The sequence below is a fragment of the Bradyrhizobium sp. WSM1253 genome, assembly GCF_000244935.1.
In the GTDB taxonomy this organism is placed as follows: domain Bacteria; phylum Pseudomonadota; class Alphaproteobacteria; order Rhizobiales; family Xanthobacteraceae; genus Bradyrhizobium; species Bradyrhizobium canariense.
This window is the reverse complement of record NZ_JH600073.1, coordinates 1,383,875-1,404,515: the sequence shown is the minus strand read 5'-3', so window position 1 is coordinate 1,404,515 and position 20,641 is coordinate 1,383,875. Positions and strand designations below refer to the sequence as shown.

Annotated in this window: 16 protein-coding genes; 8 read left to right on the top strand and 8 right to left on the bottom strand. The window is 64.6% G+C overall.

Going from position 1 to position 20,641, the window contains the following annotated elements; all coding sequences use genetic code 11:
- Positions 1-21: 21 nt before the first annotated feature.
- From BRA1253DRAFT_RS08540 to BRA1253DRAFT_RS08520, 5 genes are read right to left on the bottom strand one after another with little or no spacing between them, the layout of a single operon-like run.
- Positions 22-906, bottom strand: a complete 885-nt coding sequence (locus BRA1253DRAFT_RS08540; RefSeq protein WP_007593071.1) for an intradiol ring-cleavage dioxygenase — start codon at positions 904-906, stop codon at positions 22-24.
- Between the two features lie 15 nt (positions 907-921).
- Positions 922-1,824 (bottom strand): NAD(P)-dependent oxidoreductase, encoded by a 903-nt coding sequence (locus tag BRA1253DRAFT_RS08535; RefSeq protein ID WP_007593070.1) that lies wholly within the window; start codon positions 1,822-1,824, stop codon positions 922-924.
- Between the two features lie 20 nt (positions 1,825-1,844).
- Positions 1,845-3,218, bottom strand: a complete 1,374-nt coding sequence (locus tag BRA1253DRAFT_RS08530) for an amidohydrolase family protein (RefSeq protein WP_007593069.1) — start codon at positions 3,216-3,218, stop codon at positions 1,845-1,847.
- A 4-nt stretch (positions 3,219-3,222) separates the two neighbouring features.
- Positions 3,223-4,302: a maleylacetate reductase gene (locus BRA1253DRAFT_RS08525; protein WP_007593068.1), complete on the bottom strand. Its 1,080-nt coding sequence runs from the start codon at positions 4,300-4,302 to the stop codon at positions 3,223-3,225.
- Positions 4,299-4,622 (bottom strand): Dabb family protein, encoded by a 324-nt coding sequence (locus BRA1253DRAFT_RS08520; protein ID WP_007593067.1) that lies wholly within the window; start codon positions 4,620-4,622, stop codon positions 4,299-4,301. The genes BRA1253DRAFT_RS08525 and BRA1253DRAFT_RS08520 overlap by 4 nt, the downstream gene beginning before the upstream one ends.
- A 108-nt stretch (positions 4,623-4,730) precedes the next feature.
- On the opposite strand from BRA1253DRAFT_RS08520, the gene BRA1253DRAFT_RS08515 reads away from it, so the two are divergent.
- The 6 genes from BRA1253DRAFT_RS08515 to mdlC all read left to right on the top strand — a co-directional run bounded on the left by BRA1253DRAFT_RS08515 (position 4,731) and on the right by mdlC (position 12,454).
- Positions 4,731-5,654, top strand: a complete 924-nt coding sequence (locus BRA1253DRAFT_RS08515; protein ID WP_007593066.1) for a LysR family transcriptional regulator — start codon at positions 4,731-4,733, stop codon at positions 5,652-5,654.
- A gap of 43 nt (positions 5,655-5,697) precedes the next feature.
- Positions 5,698-6,165: a MarR family winged helix-turn-helix transcriptional regulator gene (locus tag BRA1253DRAFT_RS08510; protein WP_007593065.1), complete on the top strand. Its 468-nt coding sequence runs from the start codon at positions 5,698-5,700 to the stop codon at positions 6,163-6,165.
- 46 nt (positions 6,166-6,211) lie between these two features.
- Positions 6,212-7,921 (top strand): FAD-dependent oxidoreductase, encoded by a 1,710-nt coding sequence (locus BRA1253DRAFT_RS08505; RefSeq protein WP_035993038.1) that lies wholly within the window; start codon positions 6,212-6,214, stop codon positions 7,919-7,921.
- An 88-nt stretch (positions 7,922-8,009) separates the two neighbouring features.
- A complete protein-coding gene (locus BRA1253DRAFT_RS08500; protein ID WP_007593061.1) occupies positions 8,010-9,329 on the top strand; it encodes an MFS transporter in 1,320 nt (439 codons plus the stop codon).
- A gap of 33 nt (positions 9,330-9,362) precedes the next feature.
- Complete coding sequence (locus BRA1253DRAFT_RS08495; protein ID WP_007593060.1) at positions 9,363-10,811, top strand: aldehyde dehydrogenase; 1,449 nt, start codon at positions 9,363-9,365, stop codon at positions 10,809-10,811.
- 35 nt (positions 10,812-10,846) lie between these two features.
- Positions 10,847-12,454 (top strand): benzoylformate decarboxylase, encoded by a 1,608-nt coding sequence (gene mdlC / locus BRA1253DRAFT_RS08490; protein ID WP_007593059.1) that lies wholly within the window; start codon positions 10,847-10,849, stop codon positions 12,452-12,454.
- On the opposite strand, the gene BRA1253DRAFT_RS08485 is transcribed toward mdlC, so the two are convergent.
- Both BRA1253DRAFT_RS08485 and BRA1253DRAFT_RS08480 read right to left on the bottom strand, forming a co-directional pair.
- Complete coding sequence (locus BRA1253DRAFT_RS08485) at positions 12,451-13,983, bottom strand: hypothetical protein (RefSeq protein WP_007593058.1); 1,533 nt, start codon at positions 13,981-13,983, stop codon at positions 12,451-12,453. The two genes, mdlC and BRA1253DRAFT_RS08485, sit on opposite strands and share 4 nt — an antisense overlap.
- 46 nt (positions 13,984-14,029) lie before the next feature.
- Positions 14,030-15,205 (bottom strand): glycosyltransferase family 4 protein, encoded by a 1,176-nt coding sequence (locus BRA1253DRAFT_RS08480; protein WP_007593057.1) that lies wholly within the window; start codon positions 15,203-15,205, stop codon positions 14,030-14,032.
- Between the two features lie 282 nt (positions 15,206-15,487).
- Here BRA1253DRAFT_RS08480 and BRA1253DRAFT_RS08475 point away from each other — a divergent pair, with 282 nt between their 5' ends.
- Positions 15,488-17,581, top strand: a complete 2,094-nt coding sequence (locus BRA1253DRAFT_RS08475; protein ID WP_007593056.1) for a GumC family protein — start codon at positions 15,488-15,490, stop codon at positions 17,579-17,581.
- A gap of 58 nt (positions 17,582-17,639) precedes the next feature.
- On the opposite strand, the gene BRA1253DRAFT_RS08470 is transcribed toward BRA1253DRAFT_RS08475, so the two are convergent.
- The gene (locus BRA1253DRAFT_RS08470; RefSeq protein ID WP_007593055.1) at positions 17,640-18,986 is read right to left on the bottom strand and encodes a lipopolysaccharide biosynthesis protein; all 1,347 of its coding nucleotides are present in this window, start codon (positions 18,984-18,986) and stop codon (positions 17,640-17,642) included.
- A gap of 431 nt (positions 18,987-19,417) precedes the next feature.
- On the opposite strand from BRA1253DRAFT_RS08470, the gene BRA1253DRAFT_RS08465 reads away from it, so the two are divergent.
- Positions 19,418-20,641: an NAD(P)/FAD-dependent oxidoreductase gene (locus tag BRA1253DRAFT_RS08465; protein ID WP_007593054.1), complete on the top strand. Its 1,224-nt coding sequence runs from the start codon at positions 19,418-19,420 to the stop codon at positions 20,639-20,641.

Below are 20,641 nucleotides of genomic sequence, written 5' to 3'. Positions count from 1 at the left end.
GTTGGTCCGCCGTCGTTCAGCTTAGGCGGCTCTTGCGCTGCTTGCGACCTGCTTCAGGCCGAAATCATAGTTGAGATGAAAATACTCGCTGTCCACCATGCGACCATCGGGCGCACGACCTGGCGGGCACCGCACAAATTCGCGGATCAGGCTGTCCTTGACGCCGAACACCACGTCGCTGTCGAGATACTGGTCGCCGGCCACGAACACATGGGTCACGAGTTGCTCGAAGCCGGGCGCCGAGATCATGAAATGCACATGCGCCGGGCGCCAGGGATGGCGGCTCTGGACCGCCAGCATGTCGCCGACCGTGCCGTCATGCGGGATCGGATAGGCGGCCGGCTTGATCGACCAGAAATTGAATCGGCCATTCTGGTCGGTGTGGAAGCGCGCCCGCATCGCAAGATCGCCGATCTTGTCGAGCTGCTGCACGTCGTAATAGCCGTCGTCGTCGGAATGCCAGACGTCGACGACCGCGTCCGCGAGCGGCCGTCCGTCGACAGTCGACACCGAGCCGGTGACGAGCATCGGATCGCCCTCCATCGGGCCGGAGATGTCAGCGCCGTTGTCTTTCTCGGGCGAGGCCTGCACGAAGAACGGACCGAGCACCGTGGTTTCGGTCGCGCCTTCCGGCACCGGATGGTTGATGGCGTCGACCAGCATGGAGACGCCGAGCGCGTCCGACAGCAGGATGAACTCCTGGCGCTTGTCGTCGCACATCTGGCCGGTGCGGGTCAGGAAGTCGATGCCGTATTCCCATTCCTTCTGGGTCGGCCGCACCTCGCGGACAAAGGCATGAAGGTGGCGCACCAGCGCTTCGCTGACCTGCTTGATGCGCGGATCGGTTGCGCCCGCGATCCGCTCCAGCACGGCGTCGGTGATGGTGTTCTCGTTGAAATTGCGCATAGATGCCTCCGTAACTCAGAGTTTGGGCTCGCCGAGGCCGGACAGCCGCTCGATGTGTTTGACAGTCGCGATGAAGTCAGCGTCGCCGTCGCCTTGCGCGACCAGCGAGCCATAGGTCTCCCGCACTTGGGCGGCGAGCTGAAGCGGCACGCCGACCGCGTGGCCGGCGCCGAGGATCAGATCGAGATCCTTGGCCATCTGCCTGCAGGAAAAGGTCGAGTCGAAATCGCGGTTACGCAGCGGCGCGGTCTTGTACTTCACCATCGGTGAGGCCACCGCGCTGTCGTCGAGAACTTTCAGAATGTCCTGCCAGCCGATGCCGCCCTTGCGCGCCAGCGCCAGGCTTTCCGCCATCATGGCGGCCGAGACAGCGATCATCAAATTGACCGCAAGCTTCGCATATCGCGCTTCCTCGCCGGGCCCGAGATAGGTCTGGGCGCGGGTGAAGGCGGCGAGCAGCGGCTTTGCGTTTTCGTAGGCGTCCTTCGGGCCCGAGACGAAGCAGCTCAGCGCGCCAGTGTGGACGATGCTGGCATTGCCCGAGACCGGCGCACGCAGGTAGAGGACACCGCGCGCCTGTGCGGCGGCGTCGACCTCTGCGGACGCCTCGACGCTCACAGTGCTGGTCTCGACCAGGACAGATCCAGCCGCCATCGCGGCGATGAGGCCTGTTGGGCCGAGCAGTGCGCCGCGCAAGGCAGCGTCATCGGGTAAGGACGTGATGATCGCGACCTTGCCGCCCACGGCCTCCGCCGGCGAAGCGGCAATCGAAATGCCTTGCGCGCGCGCCTCGTCGAGCCGTGTCGTGCTCCGGTCGAACGCGGTCACGGCATAACCGGCCTTGGCGACGAGCACCGACATCGGCAGGCCCATCTTGCCGATCCCGATGAAAGCGACGTTCTTTGGCGTGTCAGTCATTGTTGTTGTCCTTGACGCCCTCAGGCGGCGTGTCCCTGTCGTTCGATGTCGTGCACCAGCCGCCGGCCGGATTGCGCGAGCAATTGCTTTTTCGCCTCCAGACCGTCGGCCAGCAACCGTCCATTCCGCTTCTTCCACACGCCGCCGATCATCACGGCCTCGATATTGGCGAGGCTCGTTTGCATCACCACGGTGGCAACGGGATCGTGCACTGGGACGAGGTTGAGATCGGAGCAATCGATGATGACGAGGTCGGCGAGCTTGCCCGGCGTCAGTGAGCCGATCTGGTGCTCGCGACCGAGCATGCGGGCGCCTTCCGTCGTAATCCAGCGCAGCGCCTCGCGGACGGGGATCGTGGTCGTCGCTGGAATGGTGCTGGTGACCTTGCGCGACTCGGCGTTGTCGAGCGCCCGCTGCATCGAGAGCGCAACGCGCGCGGCGGAGAAGAGGTCGCCGGCCAGCACGGATTCCAGATCGATGCCGATGGTCGGCCGCACGCCGCGCTTGAGCAGCCGTCCGGTGATCGGGAAGCCGTGGCCCTGGACCATCTCGTTCTCCGGCGTCACCGAGAAGGAGACGCCGAGGTCGACCATCCGGTCCAGGAGATCGTCAGGCAGGTCGTTGCCATGGACGATGTTGATTCCGGCGCCGACGAGGCCGGCCCCGATCAGCTTCTCCCAGCCACCAGGCGTCTTGGCGGGACCACCGCCCTGATGCATGGATGCGATCAGCTTGAACTCGCGCGCCATGCGGAAATCGTGCATGGCGACGTCGAGCGTCGAATAATGCGGGCCGAGGATCGCGAGCCCAAGTGTGACGAGGCCGTCGCGGTCGGCGAGGGGCCCCGCCAGCAGTCGCTCGACCTCACGGCGTGGATGCGGGATTTCCGAGAAATGCGGCTCGCCCGGTTTCGGCTCGGGCTTGGGCGAGCCGTGGAAGAAGGCCGCCCGGATACCGCTTTCGATCAGGCCGCCCACGGCGGCGTTGGTATGATCGGGCGTCGGATTGTTGTGGCACCAGTCGACCAGCGTGGTGGTACCTTGGTTGATCTGGTTCAGCGCGCCCACCAAGGTCGCGATATGGATGTCCTCGGGCCCGAACACCGTTGCGAGCCCGGCATGCATGCGGCGGAAATATTCCAGCAGCGTCCAGTTGGCGGCATAGCCGCGTAGACCCGTCTGCCAGGTGTGCATATGCGCGTTGATGAGACCGGGGATGACGATGCGGCCTTTGCCGTCGATGATCTCGGCTTCAGTCGCGCCGCTGCCGAGATCAATCGATGGCCGCAAATCAACGATGCGGTTCCCCTCGATCAGCACATCGCCGCCAGGTAAATCGCCGATCGTGTCATCCATGCTGATGATGACCGCGGATTTGATCAGCGTGCGCTGCATCGAATCAAACTGCCGCTTTGATGGCGCCGGGCGGCTCGCCGGCCCAGGCGCGCGCGATCAGGTCGCGGATGGCGTTGCGTTCGAGCGGGCGCGGGTTCCAGTAGGCGTTGGTGACAGCGAGATCCGCGGCCTTGTCGATGCCGCTTTCGGGCATGCCGATGTCGCGCAATGCAACCTTCGCACCCAGCCGCTTCGCGAGCTCGAAGAGTCCTTGCGATGCATCGGGGACGCCGATTGCGCGTGAGATCCGCGCCATCGCATCGGGCACGGCCGGCGCGTTGTAGGCCAGCGCATGCGGCAGCACGATGGTGTGGGTCTCGGCATGCGGCAGGTCGAAGGTGCCGCCGAGCGTGTGGCAGAGCTTGTGGTGCAGCGCCATGCCGACGGTGCCGAGGCAGACGCCGCACAGCCAGGCGCCATAGAGCGCTTCCGTGCGGGCATCGCGATCGTCGCTTTTCGTGGCAATCGCGGGCAGGGCTCGGGCGAGCGCGCGGATGCCTTCCTCCGCCATCAGCGACGTCACCGGATTGGCATCGCGCGCATAGAGCGCCTCCACCGCATGCGCAATCGCGTTGATGCCTGATGTCGCGGCCAGGCTCGCCGGCAGAGTCAAAGTGAGATCGACATCGTAGATCACCGTCTCCGGCAGGATGGCGGCGTCGCGTACCGTGGTCTTCAGGCCGTTCTCGGTCTGGCCGACGATCGGCGTCATCTCCGAGCCGGCATAGGTGGTGGGAATGCAAAGCTGGTTGATTCCGGTGCGCAAGGCCAGCGCCTTGCCGAGCCCGGTCGTGGATCCGCCGCCGAGCGAGACGACGCAGTCGGCCTCGCACGCCTTCATCGCCGCGAGCGCCCGCTCCGTGACCTCGACCGGCGTGTGCATGGTCGCGCCCGGAAAAATGCCGGCGTAGAGCGGACCGAGCGCCGCGCCCAAGCTTTTGCCTTGCGCCTCCTGCTGCGGCGTCGTCAGTACCAGCGCGCGCTTGCCGCCGAGACGCTCGACCTCGGCCTTGGCGCTAGCCAACGTTCCGCTGCCGAACACGACGCGGCAGGGCAGGTTTTCAAAGGTGAACGAACCGATCATGTGCCGGTCTCTTTGATGGGATAATCGACCTGGAAGCGTCCGATCCGCAAGTCGCCCAAGGCCTCGCGCACGCGCAAATGTTCCGGGTGGGTGGCGTAGGCCGCGAGCGCAGCGTGGTCGGTGAATTCGGAGAACAGCACGACGTCGCAGGCGTAGTCGACATCGCTCACGTCGAGACCGACTTCGATATGGGTGAGGCCGTCGATCCGGCCGCGCAGCCCCTCGAACAGGGTCTTGACCTTGACCCGGGCGGCGGAACGCTCCGCTGGCGTCTCCCCGCGCAGCCGCCACATCACGATGTGCCTGATCGGGCCCGACATTTCCCTGTTTCCTCGCCTGCTATCTTGCTTGTGTTTGGGCCATTTTGCCTTGCGGGATACGGAAATAAAGGTCAATAATCGCAAGTCTCTTTTCCTGTTTGCGAAAAAATGGACCGCCTGCTCCAGTTGGAAGTGTTCGCCAAGACGGCCGAGCTCGGCAGCCTGTCCAAAGCTGCCGAAGCCCTGCGCATGTCGAATGCTGCCGCGAGCCGCCATCTCAGCGCGCTCGAGGAGCGCCTTGCGGTCCGGCTGATCGAGCGCAACACTCGTCGGCTGTGGTTGACGGAGGCGGGGCAGGAGTTGTTGGAGCGCTCGAGCCGGGTTTTGAGCGAACTGGCGGAGGCCGAGGACATCGTCAGCGATCGCGCGCTGTCGCCGCAGGGCACGCTGCGGGTCACGAGCTCGCTGTCCTTTGCGGTGATCTATCTGGCGCCGATGCTGCCGGCCTTCCGCGCGCGCTATCCGAAGCTCAACATGCAGATCACCACCGCCAATCGGTATTCCGATTTCATCGAGGCCGGCATCGACGTGGCGATCAGGACGCGCGAGCAGGAGCCGGATTCGAACATCATCGTCCGCCGCATCGGCCAGATGCGGCGTGTGCTCGCGGCTGCGCCCTCATATCTCGCAAGCTGCGGCGAGCCGGAACAGCCCGTCGATCTCGCGCGCCATAACATGCTGGTCTACAATCTCGCCAACGATCCTTATTCGCTGCGCCTGCGCAGAGGCAACGGCGCGCAGACTGTCCGCGTCACGCCGACGCTCGACAGCAATGACGGCCAGGTCATCCGCGGCGCCGCGCTGGCGGGGCTCGGCATCCTCATCCAGCCGCTCTATATCGTGCAAAGCGATATCGCGGCGGGCCGTCTCGTCCAGGTTCTGATGGACTGGGAGCTGCCGCTGCTGACGATGAACATCGCCTACCAGAACCGTGCCGGACTGCCCGCCAAGATCAGGGTCTTTTCCGACTTCCTGGTCAGCCACATCCGCGAGCATTCGCAGCCGGGGATCTGGATCGACGCGGCGAAGTGAGCGACATTTTCGAATTCAGGCGGCTTTGCAGAAGGCACATCCATTGAAAGCCAGGACATCCGGCACCGCATGGCGGCATGCCAACATCGGTCGGCTGCTCAACAACGCAGTGCGGCGCTTCGAAGGTCGTGTGCTCGAACTGATGAGCGAGAAGGGGCATGGCGAAACGCGGATCGCGCATGTCGGCCTCACACGCAATCTCGACGTGGAGGGGACCAGACTGACGGAGCTCGCCCGCCGCGCCTCCATGAGCAAGCAGGCGATGGGCGAGCTGGTCGATCAATGCGCCGATCTCGGCCTGGTCGATCGCATCGCCGATCCCACCGATCGGCGCGCGCGCATCGTCATGTTCACGCCGGCCGGGCGCAAATGGCTCGATGCGTTCCGCGACGCGGTCGACGTCGCCGAGCAGGAAATGCGCGCCGAGCTCGGCAAGGCCACGATGGATGCGATCGTGAAGGGGCTGGAGGTCTATGGCGCGCAATTCGACACGCTCCACGAACCCGAGTAGTCAGGCTACTTGACGATATCGTCAGGCGACCTTACCATGCAGAATAATGCTGGTAGGGAGAAGCGTCTTGGAAACATGTCTGAAGGCCTCGGTGCTCATCGTGGGCGGGGGGCCCTGCGGCCTGATGCTCGCCAACGAGCTCGGCCGCCGCGGCGTGTCCGCGATCCTGGTCGATGAAAAGCCGGGCACCGCCTTCAACCCGCAAGCCAATGCGACGCAGGCCCGCTCGATGGAGCACTATCGGCGGCTGGGTTTTGCCGACGAGATCCGACGCGAAGGACTGCCTGCGGATTATCCGACCGACGTTGCATATTTCACGCGCTACACCGGATACGAGCTGGCCCGATTTCAATTGCCGTCATCGTCACGCGCGGGCGAGCTCGTCAAGGGCATGTCGGGCTCCTGGAGCGCGGCCGAGCTGCCGCATCGGGTCTCGCAAAAATATGTCGAGGCGGTGCTGCGCCGCCATGCCGAACGGCTTCCCGGAATACGGCTCAGCTACGGTCATCGTCTGATCAGCTACGTCGAGAGCGATGACGGCGTCGTCGCCCAGATCGAACGTCTCGATGACAACAGCCGCTTTGAGGTCCGGGCCGACTTCCTGGTCGGGGCCGACGGGCCGCGCTCCATGGTCCGGCAGTCGCTCGGCATTGTCTACGGCGGCGAAACCGGAACGCAGCGCGATTTCATGGGCGGCCGCATGCTGGCGGTCTATCTCCGTTCGCCCGGCTTCTACGCGAGCATCCCGCACGCCAAGGCGTGGATGTACAATTGCTTCAACGGCGACCGCCGCGCCTTCATGGCATCGGTGAACGGTCGCGACGAATTCGCGTTTCACACGCAGCTTCGGCCCGATGAGAACGAAAATGCGATCACGATCGACGAAGCCAAAGCGGCGTTCCAGCGCGGCTGCGGCGCGCCGATTGACTGCGAAGTGTTGTCGTTCCTGACCTGGACCGCCGGCCACGCGCTGGTTGCGAATGCCATGCAGCGGGGCAGGGTGTTCCTGGGCGGCGACGCGGCGCATCTGTTCACGCCGACCGGAGGCCTCGGCTACAACACCGCGATCGAGGATGCGGTCAATCTCGGCTGGAAGCTCGCAAGCGTCGTCAGGGGTGTGAGCCCGGCGGGGCTGCTCGACAGCTATGAGGTCGAGCGGCGTCCGGTGGCGCTGCGCAACACCGATTATGCGCGTCGCTTTGCCGACTCGCTCGGTCTGTTCGCTCCCGCGCCTGAGATCGAGGACCCCACCGAGGCCGGCGACGAGGCGCGGCGGATCGCTGGCGTCTATCTCGAACAGCACGCCCGCGCCGAATTCAACATCCCCGGCATAACCTTCGGCGGGCGTTACGACGGCTCGCCGATCATCGTCTCCGATGGTAGCCAGCCGCCGCCGGACGCCGCGAACGTCTACGTTCCGAGCGCCTGTCCCGGCGGGCGCGCCCCGCATGCGTGGTTGGACGACGGCGTCTCCTTGTACGATCTGTTCGGGTTCGAGTGGACGCTGCTCCAGTTCGGCGAGGTCGTGTCCGCGCATGCGTCATTCGCCGAGACCATCCGCGCGATCGGGGTTGATGTGAAACTCGTCACGCTGCCGAAATCGCTGCGCGATCTCTACGCCGCCGATCTCGCCTTGATACGCCCCGACCAGATCGTGGCCTGGCGCGGCAGCGCGTCACAGGCTGGCACGATGGGGCGCGTCCTTGCCCGCGCACTCGGACACAATGCGAGCGACAGCGCACGGCTGGCAAGCTGATCGACTCTCGCCGTCGCATCCGATCAGCGGCGGCGCGGCCAATAACAACAAGACAACAAAACGACAAATGACATCGGAGGAGGAAGCCGTGACGATAAGAGCATTGGAGGACTACGACGTTGCGACCGTCGCCACTGCCGAGCAGACGGCGAGCAGCCGCCGGCGTATCCTGATCGCCGGCACCATCGGCACCGCGATCGAATGGTACGACTTCTTCATCTACGGCCTGATCGCGCCGCTGGTATTCGATCAGCTGTTCTTTCCGAAGTTCGATCAGCTCACGGCGACCATTGCGGTGTTCGCGACGTTTGCTGTCGGATTTTTGGCGCGTCCGCTCGGCGGACTGGTGTTCGGTCATTTCGGCGACCGCCTCGGCCGAAAGTCCGTCTTGCTGTGTACGCTGCTCATGATGGGACTTGCGACCATGTCGATCGGATTGTTGCCGACCTACGCCAGTGCAGGCGTGGCCGCGACCGTCGCGCTTGTGGCGTTGCGCTTCGTCCAGGGGTTTGCACTCGGCGGCGAGTCGACCGCGGCGATCCTTATGGCGATCGAGACGGCGCCCGGGCACCGGCGCGGCTTCTCGGCTGCGGTGATCCAGGCCGCAGGACCCGTCGGCGTCGTGCTCGCCTCGTTCGCGGCGCTCACGATCTCGCGGCTGCCGGAAGCGGATCTGCTGTCGTGGGGCTGGCGCGTCCCGTTCCTGATCAGCGCGGTGCTGGTCGCGCTCGGCGTCTACATGCGCCTGCGCATCGAGGAGAGCGCGACGTTCCGAAAGGCGAAGGTGACCGAAGCGGCGCCTGTGGTCGAGGCACTGCGGGAGCATTGGCGGCCGATCCTTATCGTGTTCTTCGCCGAAATGGCGCAGACATCCTATTTCTATTTGACGGCCATCTTCACCATCTCCTTCGCGACCCGTCAGCTCGGCGTCCAGAAGGACGTCATCACGCAGGCCGTGCTGTTCGCCAATCTCGTCGGGCTTGTTGCGATGCCGCTCATTGGCGCATGGTCCGACCGTATCGGACGGAAGCGTCTGTTCCTGACCGGAATCGTGCTCGCAGCCATCTCGATGTTTGCATTCTACGGTGTAGTCGCGAGCCGTGACACGATGTTGGGGACGGGCGCGGTGATCCTCGCCGCGGGGGTGATCCATCCGCTGATGTTCGGCAGCGAAGGGAGCTATTTCCCGGAACTGTTTCCGACCCGCATTCGCTTCACGGGCGTGTCGATCGGAAAGCAGCTCGGGACGGTGCTGGGCGGCGGCATCGCGCCGCTGGTCGCCACCAGCCTGTTTGCGCAGACGGGCTCCACCTACGCGATCACGGGATACTACGTCGCGCTCGCGCTCGCAGCGATGATCGCGCTCGGCTTCGCGCATGAAACCGGCAAGTCGCGGCTGCTCGGCTGAGCAGGCGCCATCACCAACATCAGGGAGGTTTTCATGGACGTCAGTCTTCTCATCAACGGGCAGGACCAGGCCGCTTCCGGCGGCAAGGTGTTCGAGCGCCGCAATCCGCTGTCGCAGGAGGTGGCAAGCCGCGCGGCCGCCGCGACGGCGTTCGATGCCGACGCCGCGGTGGCGGCAGCTTCCGCCGCATTGCCAGGATGGTCGGCACTTGGCCCGAATGCGAGGCGCGCTCTGTTGCTGAAGGCCGCAGATGCGCTTGAGGCGAAGCGCGATGCCTTCATCCGGATCATGATGGCCGAGATCGGCACGACGGAGATCTGGTCCGCCTTCAACGTGAAGCTCGCGACCGGCATGCTGCGCGAAGCGGCGTCGCTCACCACGCAGATCGCCGGCGAGGTGATCCCGTCGGACAAGCCGGGATGTCTCGCGATGTCCGTTCGCCAGCCGGCCGGCGTGTGCCTCGGTATCGCGCCGTGGAATGCGCCGATCATTCTCGGCGTTCGCGCCGTGGCGACGGCGCTTGCCTGCGGCAATACGGTCGTGCTCAAGGCGTCCGAGATTTGCCCGGGAACGCACCGGCTGATCGGCGAGGTCTTCAAGGATGCAGGCTTTCCGCCCGGTGTCGTAAATGTTCTGACCAACGCACCGGCCGATGCGCCTGCTCTGGTCGAGCGCCTGATCGCCAATCCGGCCGTGCGGCGGATCAACTTCACCGGCTCAACCCGGGTCGGCCGCGTCATCGCCGAACTCGCCGGGCGGCACCTCAAGCCGGTGCTGCTCGAGCTTGGCGGCAAGGCGCCTCTGGTCGTGCTCGACGATGCCGACCTCGATGCCGCCGTCGCCGCCGTGGCCTTCGGCGCCTTCATCAACCAGGGCCAGGTCTGCATGTCTACTGAGCGCGTAATCGTGGACGAGGCCGTCGCCGATCAGTTCGTCGCGAAGCTTGCCAAGAAGACAGGCGCGCTTCCGGCCGGCGACCCGCGCCGCGGTCCGGTGGTGGTCGGCTCGATGATCGACGAGGCGCCGGCCAAGCATGTCGTTGCCCTGATCGACGACGCGATCGCGAAAGGCGCCGTCAAGCTCGCGGGGGGCGACCGGGTTGGCACGGTCGTCCCAGCCACCGTGCTCGACCGCGTGGTGCCGGGCATGCGCATCTACACCGAGGAGAGCTTTGGTCCCGTCGTCTCGGTGGTCCGCGCGCGTGGCGTGGACGATGCCGTTCGGCTCGCCAACGATACCGAGTACGGCCTCTCGGCCGCCGTGTTCGGCCGCGACGTCGCGCGTGCCCTGACGGTGGCGCAGCGGATCGAAAGCGGTATCTGCCACGTCAACGGCCCGACCGTGCATGACGAGGCGCAGATGCCGTTCGGCGGCGTCAAGGGATCGGGCTACGGCCGCTTCGGCGGCCAGGCCGGGATCGCCGAGTTCACCGATCTGCGCTGGATCACCATCGAGACCCAGCCGCAGCACTATCCTTTCTGATCGCGCAGCAAGCGAAGCCACCAGGACGTCCATTCATGAATTCGAAAATTCTCACGGTTCGGGAAGCGACCCTCGGTGTGCTTCGCTCCTTTGGCGTCGATCGCGTTTTCGGCAATCCCGGCTCGACCGAGCTTGCCTTCCTCGGCGACTGGCCCGATGACATCGACTACGTGCTCGGTTTGCAGGAAGCCTGCGTCGTCGGCATGGCGGACGGCTACGCGCAGGCGACGGGGCGTCCGGCTTTCGTCAATTTGCACTCGGCGGCCGGGCTCGGTCATGCGCTCGGCAATCTCTTCACCGCGTTCCGCAACAAGACGCCGATGGTCGTGACAGCCGGGCAGCAGGCGCGCAGCCTGTTGCGGATGCGACCCTATCTCTTCGCCGAGGACGCCGCACAGTTTCCAAAGCCCTATGTGAAATGGAGCGCCGAACCGGCGCGGGCCGAAGATGTTCCAGCGGCGATCGCGCAGGCCTTCCTCACCGCCATGCAGCATCCGCGCGGTCCGACATTCGTGTCGGTCCCGTCGGATGATTGGGCGCGGCCCGCAATCGCACCGCCGGTCCGCCACATCGCGACGGAGTTTGCGCCCGATCCGGCGGCGATCGTTCGGCTCGGCGCGGCGATCCGGGCCGCCAAAAAACCTATCTTCGTTGTCGGACCCGAGATCGATCGCAGCGGCTGCGTCGACGCGATGGTCGCTGTGGCCGAGCAGGCGAGCGCGGCCGTTTGGGCAAGCCCGATGTCGAGCCGTTCGAGCTTTCCGGAATTGCATCGGCTGTTTGCCGGCTTCCTTCCGGCAGCACCAGGAGGGCTCGCCCGCGCCCTGCGCGGCGCCGATCTGATCGTCGTGGTCGGCGCGCCGGTGTTTACTTTCCATGTCGAAGGACAATGCGAATTGCTCGACGACGGAACGCTGGTCTGGCAGATCACGGATGATCCGACGGAAGCCGCAGCCGCTTCTGTCGGCGACACCATCATCAGCACGCTCCCGAAGGCGCTGGCTGGACTGCTGTCGGCGATGCCTGACATCGCGGAGCGCGAAGTGCCGGCCGCGCGGATGCGGCCTGCCGCTCCTGCCGCGCAACATCCGATTCCGCCGGGCTATGCGCTCGCCCGGCTCTCGGCGTTGATGCCGGGCGATGCGATCGTGGTCGAGGAAGCGCCGTCGCATCGTCCCGCCATTCAACAATTCCTGCCGCGGCCGGGTGCGGACAGCTTCTATACGATGGCGAGCGGCGGACTTGGTTACAGCCTGCCGGCCTCCGTCGGCGTGGCGCTGGCGCGGCCCGGCCGCCGCATCGTCGCCCTGATCGGTGACGGATCGGCGATGTATTGCATCCAGGCGATCTGGACCGCGGTGCAACGCCGCTTGCCGATCACCTTCGTGATCATGAACAATTCAGGCTATGGCGCGATGCGCGCCTTCAGCCAGCTGATGCAGGCGCATCGCCCGCCCGGGATCGACCTGCCCGGGCTCGACTTCGTGGCGCTCGCAAGGGGAATGGGTTGTCCGGGGCGGCGCGTGACCGATGCCAGTGACGTCGATCCTATCTTGACCGAAGCGTTGGCATCGAGCGGTCCCGCGCTGGTCGATATCGCCGTCGACGACGCCACGACGGACTTGTTCAGCCATCCGCGCTAGCTGGCGGTAGAGGGACTGGTTCGCGGCGACAAAACGGCCGATGGAAATTTGCCTCCGAAGGCGCGGGTCTTGGGTTGGACACGCGATCCGTCGATCACCTCGAGCCGGCCGTAGCGGTTCAAGGTGTGCAACTTCCTGCCGGGCCATGCCGATCCGGGCCGCAGAGAGTGGCGGACAATCTGCTTGAACGTCGTCGGCGACAGTTCGACGATTTCCGCCAGGGCGAGCGCTGCGCCGTATCCGCCGGCACAATCCTGGACCGGCCGCCACAATTTGCCATTGATGGTGACGAAATTCCCCGCAGGCCGCGTGCTCGCGCGGTCGATGAGGACGGGGTTGCTGGCATGCGGCAACCACGGGCCCATGAGGTGCTCGGCGTAATAGATCGCCAGCGAATCCGAATATCCGCCGGTGCCGTCGCGCCAAGCTCCGAACAGATAGTTCAGGCCGTTGTGCCGCGTGATCGTCACATCGGCGAGTTCAAGTCCCGAAAGCAGCGTCTCGTGCCGCTCCCATTTGTCTGGAAACCGAACGCATTTGTAAATGGCGACGTCCCCATTGGTCGAGCTCTCCGGGATCATCCACAACGCGCCATCGTCCTCGATCAGGAAGGGATAGGAGAGGTGCCAGGGCTCGTCCAGTACGGGCACGACCGCTCGGACCGGGCCCGTATCGTCGAACTCGATCGCGGAAATGATTCCTTTCCCAACCCGGTGATCGAGATCTTCAAAGAAGACGAATGTTCTTCCCTGCCATGTGATGGGGAAAGGATCGGCGTAGAAGTGATTTCCGGGGTCGGAAAGGACATTCCAGCGGGGCCCTGACAGATCTCCGGTCTGCCAGACGCCGGCACCATCATTGAAGCGCCACCCGACATGCCAATGCGGGGCATAGCAGCAGAGGCGATAGATCTCCTTGGCGATCGATGTCGCTAGGCCGCGCGCGACGTACGCCGCCGGCAGGCCGTTACCAATTCGGGCCGGTCGCGCCAGCTGCGGCAGGATGCGCGGCCGTCCCGACAGGATGGCCGCCACCATGGTCAGGGTTCGCGCCATGACCGTTTCTAGTCCGCCGCTCAGACCGGCCGCGATTTCGGCAGAGGGGTGGCCGCGATCGAGGACTGCACCGTCGACCTCGTCGACGATTTCGATCACCGGCAGATCGCCGGCGAGAATGGCGGCAAGGGCTGCGTTTTCGCCTGCGGCTCCATTGAACAGCGGACGGAGATACTGCCGGGCGGAGCAGTTCGGATCCCGCGCGGCACCGGTGAAATCGACAATGACGTCCGCTGTGCCGGTGCGAGCCTGCATCCGTTCGGGACTGATCTTCAGCCTGTCGGCGCCGCTGTGTTTGCCCTTGTGCAACACCAAACGTTCGAGCTCGAACAGCATGTCGAGACCCGTCGGCCGCGGCTCCGCCGTTGCCGTCCATGCAATCTGGACCGGTACATCCCGGTCATCGATCGGCAGCGTCTCGCGGCCCATCCATCGCCGCGCATGCTCAATTTCACAGCGAAACTCGATGATCATGTCGAGCCGATCCGTTTCCGAGTCGATCCGTTTAAATGCGCCCCGATCAAATGACCTGGCCGAGAATTCGAACGTATTCCTCCACCATGGCGTCCACTGAATAGCGCAGCTTCAGGCCTTTGGCGTTTTGTCGCAGTTCGTCGCTCAGTTTTTGGTCCGTCAGGAGCCTGGAGACGGCGGCCGACAGCTTGGTATGATCGGAGGCATCGACGAACAGCGCTGTCGGTTTTCCTTCGACGGACAGCACCTCGCGCAAGACCGGGAGATCGGTGACGACCGAGGGAACGCCGGCGTTTGCGGCCTCCACAGCGGCCAAGCCGAAGGTCTCCGCCTGCGTCGGAAATACGAATACGTCGAGAGCGGCGAGAAACTCCGCCATCTGGCGCGGGGTGATTTCGCCGAGCAGATGCAGCCTGTCCGATACTCTCAGCTCATCCGCCAACTGCCGCAGCCGGGCCTCGTCGGCTCCCTGGCCGGCCAGCGCGAGGTGCCAGGATGGTTGATCCGGCAACAGACGTATCGCCGCGTCGAGCCGCTTGTGCGGGTGCAATCTTGCTGCGCAGCCGAGCAGGGTGCGATCCGGCGGCAGATTGAACTTCTGTCGCGCAGCTTGCTTCGTCAGGGTGAGCGCCTTGTCGTCGAAGCCGTGCGGGACATGCACCATGCGCGCGCGATAAGCCTTGGGGTAGCGCGAATACTCGCGTTGCATGTCCAGCGAGTTGAGCGTGATGCGGTCGAAGAAGCCGAGGCTGCCCATGGCGATGTCGGCCATACGGACCGGCCAGCTCATCGACAGCGCGGATGAAACCTGATTGGCGATGACAGGCGCGCGGCAGATGAGGCGCGCCACGCCGGCGCCGATGACATTGCCGAAGTGCTGAAACGTCAGAACGGCGTCGGGCCTGGTGGCCCTGATATGGCCGCCGAGCGTCCACAGCATTTGCAGCAGCGCCAGCGGATTTCCCGGCCGGCTCGACGCGCAATAGATCGTGTCGGGGGGCTCATCGAACGAATCCGACTTGCGGAAGAAGAACAGATTGGTGACCCGATAGCCGCGGGCGGTCAGCCTGGCGCCAAGCAGGCGCGAGATCTCCTGCGCGCCCGCGTTCTCGGCCTGGGTCTGTACGAGAAGCACGTGCGGCTTTCGTCCGCCACCGTTGGGCGGCGGGAGTGCTGTCGCAGTCGTCTCGCCCAACGCCTTGTTTGGCTGGTAATGGAGCACGGATCCCGACCCACTAGAGAAACGAATTTTTCACATTCTTAACCCCGTGCTTACCATGGAGGCCTCGCGCGGACACCGACTAGCAATAAACGGAGTTAATGCGCGCCCTGTCGCAAGGGCATCGTTCGCGAGGGAATTCCGCTGGTTCCCGACGAAATGAAGCGCGCGCGTTAACCAATTGGTCACGGCCGCGCCAGGCGCGGGTAACCGCGGATTAACCATAGATATTTACGTTGGAGCAGGCACTGAACAGTGTTCGCCAGTTGAATCCGAGTAAAATCCATGACGTTCGGTCGCCGCGCAGACCCGACAAGTTCCGGATCGACCGCTGCCGCCGCGTCGTGGCAGACGCGACATGCGTCAAACGGCGAGTCGCGCGAATCCGCCGCGCGCTTGGGCGGTGCGCTCACGGCCGCGGGTGCGCTCTCTTTCATGCGGAACAACGCTCGCCGCATCCTGACGCTTGCTCTGGCGATTTTTTCCCTTGGCGTCATCGTTCTCTTGGTGATCCCGGTGCGATTTGCGGCGACCGCGCTGGTGGTGGTCGATCCACGCGAGCAACGCGTGACCTCGGAGCAGGACGTTCTGCCGGGCATCGGGCAGGATAGCGCTGCGCTGCAAAGCCTGGTCGAAGTGGCGAAGTCCGACGGCTTTCTCAAGCCGCTGATCGAGCAGCTCAAGATTCGGGACGACGAGGACATTTCCGGGGGACATACCGACCCCGCGCGCCTGCTCGAGAGATTCCGCAACCGCCTCGACATTTCCCGGCGCGGGCTGACCTATGTCATCGCCATCCGCTTCACGTCGAACCGGCCGGAGCGGGCCGCTTACTACGCCAATGCCATCGCCGAGGCGTTCGTCGCCAGCCAGGGCCGCAGCCGCACCGATGCGACCGACGAGGCCGCCGACTGGCTCAGTGGCCGGCTCAAATCATTGAGCGAACGGTTGAAGGCGTCAGAGGACGCCGTGGCCACGTTCAAGCTCGAGCACAGGATCGTCAACGCGGGCAAGGATTCCACCACCCAGCAATTGCGGGTCACCGAACTGTCGCAGCAGGTTGCCGCTGCGCGCGCCAGGACCGAAGAGGCGAAGGCCCGCCACGAGCAGGCACAGCGCGACGTGAAGGCGAATGTCGACAGTCCCGTCAAGCAGGATCTGCTGAGCGCCCTGCGCGCGCAGCGGTCGGCGCTCAATGACCAGATTGCGCAGAAGCGGGCGGTGTTCGGCGATCGCCATCCCGACCTCGTCATGTCGTACAGCCAGTTGACCGATCTCAACAGGCAGATCGAGGTTGAGCGGACGAAGGGCATCGACACCGCAAAATCGGAATACGAGGCCCAGCGCGAACAGCAGAAGGCGCTGGAAGGCCAGATGAAGGCGGCGGAATCGCAGCTTCTGGTCGATGGTCAGGCACTGGTCCGGCTCCAGGAGCTGCAGCGCGACGCCGAGGCCAACAGAAACATCTACGAGCAGTTCCTCTCGCGCTCCAAGACGACGAACGAGCAGCGCCTCTTGCAGAGCTCCCAGACCAAGATTGCGTCGTCCGCCATTCCGCCGCTGCGCTCGACCCTTCCACCGCTGTCCTTGCTGCTCGCCGCTCTCGCGATCGGTTCGCTGCTGACATCGACGGCGGTCGTTGCCGCCACGGGACGCGGATCGGACAAATCCGCTCCCGATGTCCGCGACCCCGAACCGGCTCCGCGCCAGCCCGCGACGTGGTCGCGTCCGCCCATTTGGGCCCGCATTCCCGACTTGGCGCCAGGCGAAGCCCCCAGAAACATCTGGCAAGCTCCGGTGTCCGCGACGACCGAACTCGATCTCGGTCTCCACCTGCGTCCGCTGCTGGAGCGGCTGGAGAAGGTGCCGGGACCTCGTGGCAAGGTCGTCCTCGTGATGTCGGTCGGGAAGCGCGCCGGCGGCAACACCGTCGCGCGGTCGCTGAATCGATGGGCGTTGAACACGGGGAAGCTGAGCGTGTTGATCCGGGTCGAGCCGGACCTCGGCGGTGCCGGGGCAGGGCTCACCAAGGGCCAAGCCGACGGCATGATCATTGCGGACTTTCGCAGCGTCGATGAGCTCCTGAGCGCCAGCAAGAAGCCCCAGCCACAGCCCGCGGACGATATTCGTTCGGAGTTCGATCTGATTGTCGTCCACGCCACCTCCCTGGCCTTGCAGCCGGAGGCGGCGGCGCTGGCTGCTCACGCCGATCTTGTCATGCTGGTCGCGCGCGAAGACGCAGTCGACTCGGCCGCAATGCGCAGGGCGATCGCTGCGCTCTCCCGGTTTGCCGGCGTGCCGACGGGCATCGTCGTCAATCGTGTGCCGGCCGGCCCGTCGGCGTCGCGTCGCGGCGAAGTGCTGGGGCTGGCTGGTTGACGCCACCGGCAACGGATTGCCGAGCCGAGCCGTGCCATTGCCTCGGCTGACCAGAGGTCTATTCGCCGGAGTCCGCGCCACGGACCGCGTAGGCGCTGGGCTTCGATGCCGAGAAGCGCAAAAGCCCCAAAATCGAAGGATCGACCCCGGTTCGCCGGCGACAGAGGATGTTGAGCGCAATGGTCGCCAGCGCCAGCGACACAGTGGCCGAGATCGCTGCACCAAGAACGCCGAGCCAGGGAATGAGGACGAGAAATCCGACTAGCCGCAGCGCTACGTTCCCGGCGATCACGGGGACGTACTCGCGCTCATAGCCGGTCAGCTGCAAGATCGCCGCAGAAGGACCGCCCGCCGCCTGGAACGCTGTTCCGATCGCGAGCACGATCAGGACCCAGTGCTGCGCAGCAAAATGCGGCCCGAACAGGTTGAGCAGATGGGGACCTCCAACCCAGATCAGGAGAAGTCCGCTGACCACGCACACCGCGGTTACTTCCGCCATGAGCCGCAACGTTCGCTCGAATTCCTGATGGTTCTTGCTGAAGTACAGCGAGGGGAGCCGACGTGCGCCAAAACTGTACAGTGCGGCCGACAGCATGGCGAAGATGTTGGCCAGCCGCGAAGCGGCAAAGTAAATTCCGGCGGTTGTGGGGTCCAGCATCCAATAGACCAGAATGACGTCGAAATACTGGTTCGCGGCTTCGAGGATGGATGCGACCCAGAAATGAAGCGCGCTCGATCTCCAGCGCGACGTCTCGGACCCCACCGCCGTGCCGCGGAAATCCGGCAGGGTTCGCGCAATCGCGATGATCTGTGCAATCAGTCCGACCGACATGGCAATCGTCATCACGGCGATCAATTCGGCGGGATCGAGCTGGCGATGGCCGAACATGATTGCGAGCAGGAACAGCACGACGCTGACGCGCCAGAAGAACTCCCTGTTTCCTTCTCCCATGAGAATGCTGACCAGGGAGCGTGCGATCTGGCTGCCAAGCATCAGTCCCGCATTCACGGCCGTGTAGGCCGACACCGCGAGAACCAGCAGCCACGAGGCGCCTTTGATGTTCGCGCCGATCGCCATTGTGCCGATCGCGATCAGCATCGCGACGGAGGAAATTTTGAGGCTCGATAGCAGCACGCCTTTGGTGAGATCGGGCTGATTTCCCACCCGATACTCGTTCAGAAATCGCACCAGCAGCGATTCCTGGCCCACCAGTCCGACGACCGCTGCCATCTGGGCGACCGAAAGCCAGGTCGCAAAGATACCAAACCCATCGGGCGACATCGTTCGTGCCGCAAGCGAGAACAACGCGAACGCAAGCGCGCCGCTACCAACCTTGAGAAGGATGGTTCCGGCAACACCGCGCGTCACGTCGCGCCGCATGAATTGGACGATGGATTCGATCATGGAGATTTAAGGGGCAACTTCCCCTGAAGAGACATTTCAGATTACCTGCAAAAGCCTAGCATGCCGAAAAACCGCGAGTGTTAATGGACGGCCTCCATGATCCTGCCGACCGCGGCGATGTCGCGGCATGCCTGTTGCTTCACTATGGAACATTGCTGATCCCATTGTCCCAGATAGAGCAAAGTGCGGCCTGATCGCGTGGCGGCATAGCGCCGCATCGACGGCCAATGAGGCGAGATGAGCCGCTGGAATGCGGACCGGCTCGCCGGGATTGGTCATCCCGAGCAAGCCGCGTGCCGGATCTCGTCGGGCCGGGCCGGTCTCCGCTGCATTAACCGAGATATCGAGAAATGATCGCGTTTGGTCCTGCGATGCGACATCAGGCGAGAGAATTGCACGGGCAATCATCGTTGACCGTGGGAGCCTGGACCATGACGGCGGATAGCAACGCGCCCGAGCCGATTGCCGCAGCCGGCCCTTCGACGATCGTCGCCGACATTGCGATCGTTGGCGGCGGCCTCGCGGGCTCGCTCGCGGCGGCCGTGCTCGCGCGGTCAGGGCATCGTGTCGCGCTCGTCGACAAGCGCGCGGTCTATCCGGACGAGTTCCGGGTCGAGAAAATTGGCGGCCATCAGCTGGAGATGTTGCGCAAGCTGGGCTTCCTCGACGCGCTCGACAGCGTCGCCTGCCGATATGATCAGGTGCTCAATATCAGGGAAGGCAAGGTGGTCGATATCAGCGTCGGCCGGGCTTACGGACTTCCGTATGCCGATCTCGTCGCCATGGCGCGCAGTCAACTGCCTGATCCGTCCAGCCTGATCGTCGACGAGGTCACTGCCGTCAACTGCAGCGACGATATCCAGCATATCGAGCTCGCGTCCGGGAGACGCATGACAGCGCGCCTCGTCGTGTTGGCCACGGGCATGGCGGGCGTTCTCGGTTACAAGCTCGGTATCAAGCGGCGGGTGCTGGCCGAGCGTCATTCGGTCACGTTCGGATTCACGATCGCGCGCCGAGACGATGCGCCGTTCGATTTCGAGGCGCTGACCTGTTACGGCGAGCGCACGGCGGACGGCATCGATTATCTCAGCCTGTTTCCCGTGCGTGCCGGCATGCGGGCAAATCTCTTCATGTTCCGCGACGCGGCCGATCCGATCATGCGCGAGCTGCGCCGCGAACCGGAAGCGACGGTGTTGCGCCTGCTGCCGGGTTTGCGGCCTTACCTCGGCGATTTCCACGTGATCGACCGGGTGCAGAATTGGGTGATGGACCTGTCCGTCGTGGAAGGACATCTGCAGCCCGGCGTCGTGCTCATCGGCGATGCGTTCCAGACCAATTGCCCTGCCGCCGGCACCGGCGTTGCCCGCCTGCTGGTCGATGTCGACCGCCTCTGCACCGAATATGCGCCGCGTTGGCTCGTGACCGAAGGCATGAGCCAGGACAAGATTTCGGAATTCTATTCCGATGTCGACAAGGTCGCGGCGGACCAGCAGTCGCTGAAGATGGCGCACTTCCGGCAGGCGCTGACGTCCCGCAACGATATCGGCTGGGACGTGCGACGGCGCCTGCACTTCCTGCGACGCAGGATCACCCACCGGGTCGATCAAATGCGGCCGGGCTGGCTCGCGCATGTTCGAGGCGCGCTACGCGCCTGA